3 protein-coding genes are annotated in these 2,928 nt (G+C 73.5%); all 3 read left to right on the top strand.

Translation table 11 applies throughout. The features are described from left to right. Positions 1-169: 169 nt before the first annotated feature. A complete protein-coding gene (wecB, locus tag AC2W7G_RS12775; protein WP_485868774.1) occupies positions 170-1,309 on the top strand; it encodes a non-hydrolyzing UDP-N-acetylglucosamine 2-epimerase in 1,140 nt (379 codons plus the stop codon). A 105-nt stretch (positions 1,310-1,414) separates the two neighbouring features. Beyond that, a complete protein-coding gene (gene wecC / locus AC2W7G_RS12770; protein WP_485868773.1) occupies positions 1,415-2,653 on the top strand; it encodes a UDP-N-acetyl-D-mannosamine dehydrogenase in 1,239 nt (412 codons plus the stop codon). Further along, on the top strand, positions 2,650-2,928 hold a 279-nt coding region (locus AC2W7G_RS12765; protein ID WP_485868772.1), incomplete at its 3' end, for a hypothetical protein. The genes wecC and AC2W7G_RS12765, both read left to right, overlap by 4 nt.

Below are 2,928 nucleotides of genomic sequence, written 5' to 3'. Positions count from 1 at the left end.
TCCGCCGACCCGTCGCGGACGCCGCGCCGCTTCCGCAGCGTCCGGTCGCTGCCCCTGCGCCCCGAGGCCTGACTCCCGGCGACGCGCGCGGGCGACGGTCCGATGCGGGCCGGACGGCCGGTCGCGGATAGGGTTGCCCGGTCCGAGCAGCGAGCAGAGAGGATCTGGCGTGGGTGTCCACGTGATGCCGGTCTACGGGACCCGGCCCGAGGCGATCAAGATGGCGCCGGTGGTCATGGGACTGCAGGAGTCGGGCAGCTACCGCACCTCGGTCGTCTCCACCGGTCAGCACCGCGAGATGCTCGCGCAGGTCCACCGGACCTTCGGCATCCAGGCGGACCACGACCTCGACATCTTCCAGCACGGCCAGGGCCTGGAGGGCGTGACGAGCCGCACGCTCGAGCGCCTCACCCCGCTGCTGCAGGAGCACCGGCCCGACGTCGTCGTGGTGCAGGGCGACACGACGTCCGCCTTCGCCGCCGGCCTGGCCGCGTTCTACCAGAAGATCCCCGTCGTCCACGTCGAGGCGGGCCTGCGCACGCCGTCGATCTGGTCGCCGTTCCCCGAGGAGGGCAACCGCCGGCTGCTGACCCGCCTGGCCGCCCTGCACCTCGCGCCGACCGCCGGCTCGCGCGACAACCTGCTGCGCGAGGGCGTCGACCCCGACACGATCGTCGTCACCGGCAACACGGTCATCGACGCGTTCCTGTCGATCGCGAAGGGCGACGAGCCGCTCGACAGCCCCGCCCTGCAGGACCTCGGCGACCGCCGCGTCGTGCTCATCACGTCGCACCGCCGCGAGTCGTGGGGCGACCCGATGCGGGCCACCGCCCGGGCCCTGGCCCGGCTGGCGCGCCAGGAGCCGGACGTCGTGTTCGTGCTGCCGCTGCACGCCAACCCGCTGGTGCAGGACATCTTCCGCCCGGCGCTGCAGGACCTGCCGAACGTCGTGCTGGTCGACGCGCTGGGCTACTCGGACTTCGCGCGGCTCACCGCCCGCTCCACGCTCGTCGTCACCGACTCCGGCGGCGTCCAGGAGGAGGCGCCCTCGCTGGGCAAGCCGGTGCTCGTGCTGCGCGAGGACACCGAGCGTCCCGAGGCCGTCCACGCGGGTACGGCGCGGCTCGTCGGCACCGACGAGGAGCGCATCGTGCACGAGGTGACGACCCTGCTCCACGACCGCGCCGCCTACGACGAGATGGCCAACGCGGTCAACCCGTACGGCGACGGCAAGGCCGGCGCGCGGTCGGTGGCGGCCCTGGACGAGATGTTCGGGCTCGGCGGACGCCTGCCCGACTTCGGCGTGTGACGTCCGTCCGACCGCAAGGGGAACCAGCGCCGGCCGACCGGTGCGTCTACTAAGGTGCGGGGGGCCTCAGACACGGGGTCGTCCAGGGTGCTGAAGGGGAGAGACATGAGCAGCAGACCAGACGTCGTCGTGATGGGCCTGGGGTACATCGGCCTGCCCACCGCCGCCATCCTGGCCTCGCGGGGCACGAACGTGCTCGGCGTGGACGTCAACGAGGGCGTGGTCGCGGCGGTCAACGCCGGCACCGTGCCGTTCGTCGAGCCCGACCTGGCCGGCTACGTGAGCCACGCCGTCACCCAGGGCCACCTGCGCGCGGCCACCGCCCCGGAGACCGCCGACGTCTTCATCCTCGCGGTGCCGACGCCCTTCCAGGACGACCGCACGCCCGACCTGGGCTACATCCGCTCTGCGGCCCGCATGATCGCGCCGACGCTGGAGCCGGGCGCCCTGGTCATCCTGGAGTCCACCTCGCCGCCCGGCGCCACCGAGCAGATGGCCGCGTGGATCCTCGACGAGCGTCCGGACCTGCGGGACGCCGACGGCGCGTCGCGGGTGCTCTTCGCGCACTGCCCCGAGCGCGTCCTGCCCGGCCGGGTCATGGTCGAGCTGGTCAGCAACGACCGCATCGTCGGCGGGCTCACGGCCGAGGCGGCCGAGCGGGCCCGCGACCTGTACCAGATCTTCTGCGCCGGCGAGATCCTGCTCACCGACGCCGTGACCGCCGAGATGGCCAAGCTCGTCGAGAACTCCTTCCGCGACGTCAACATCGCCTTCGCCAACGAGCTCTCGCTCGTCTCGGACCGCCTGGGCATCGACGTCTGGGAGCTCATCCGGCTGGCCAACCACCACCCGCGCGTGAACATCCTCCAGCCGGGCCCCGGCGTGGGCGGGCACTGCATCGCCGTCGACCCGTGGTTCATCGTGGCCGCGGCACCGCAGGAGAGCCGGCTGATCCGCACCGCGCGCGAGGTGAACGACGCCAAGCCCGGCTGGGTCGTGGACCAGGTGACCGCCGCCGTCGCCGGCACCGAGGCGCCGGTCGTGGCCGTGCTCGGCCTGGCCTTCAAGCCCGACATCGACGACCTGCGCGAGTCGCCGGCCCGCAAGATCGCGGCCGACCTGGCCGACGCGCTGCCGGCCGGCCGGATCCTGGCCGTCGAGCCGCACGTGGAGGAGCTGCCGCCCGAGCTGGCCAACCGGCGCAACGTCGAGCTGGCCGAGACCCACGCCGCGCTCGACAAGGCCGACTGCGTGGCCGTGCTCGTCGACCACAGCGTCTTCCGCACCCTGGACGTCCCGCGGGGCGTCGCCGTCGTGGACACGAAGGGGCTCTGGAACCGATGAGCGCAGCCGGCCACCAGGAGCCCGACGAGTCGGTGACCGGAACCGGTGCCTCCCGCGAGGAGGAGCTGCGTCGGCAGCAGGAGCAGGACATCGCGCTGCACTCGGCGACGTCCGCCCTCGAGCGGGTCCGGGCCGAGGCGCTGCAGTACCGCAAGGAGCGCGACGAGCTGCGCCGCCGGCTCGTCGAGGCCCGACGCGAGGCGTCGGAGGGCACGAGCGCGTCCAAGGCGCTCGGTCGCGACCTCGCCCGCCTCCAGCGCCGGCTGGAGTCGCTG

Source organism: Aeromicrobium sp. PFPM2_SD2 (assembly GCF_057364525.1).
This window is presented reverse-complemented; position numbering and strand designations above follow the sequence as displayed.

Excerpts from the sequence above, each read along its gene's own strand:
- wecC (WP_485868773.1), top strand. The coding sequence starts at position 1,415 with ATGAGCAGCAGACCAGACGTCGTCGTGATGGGCCTGGGGTACATCGGC.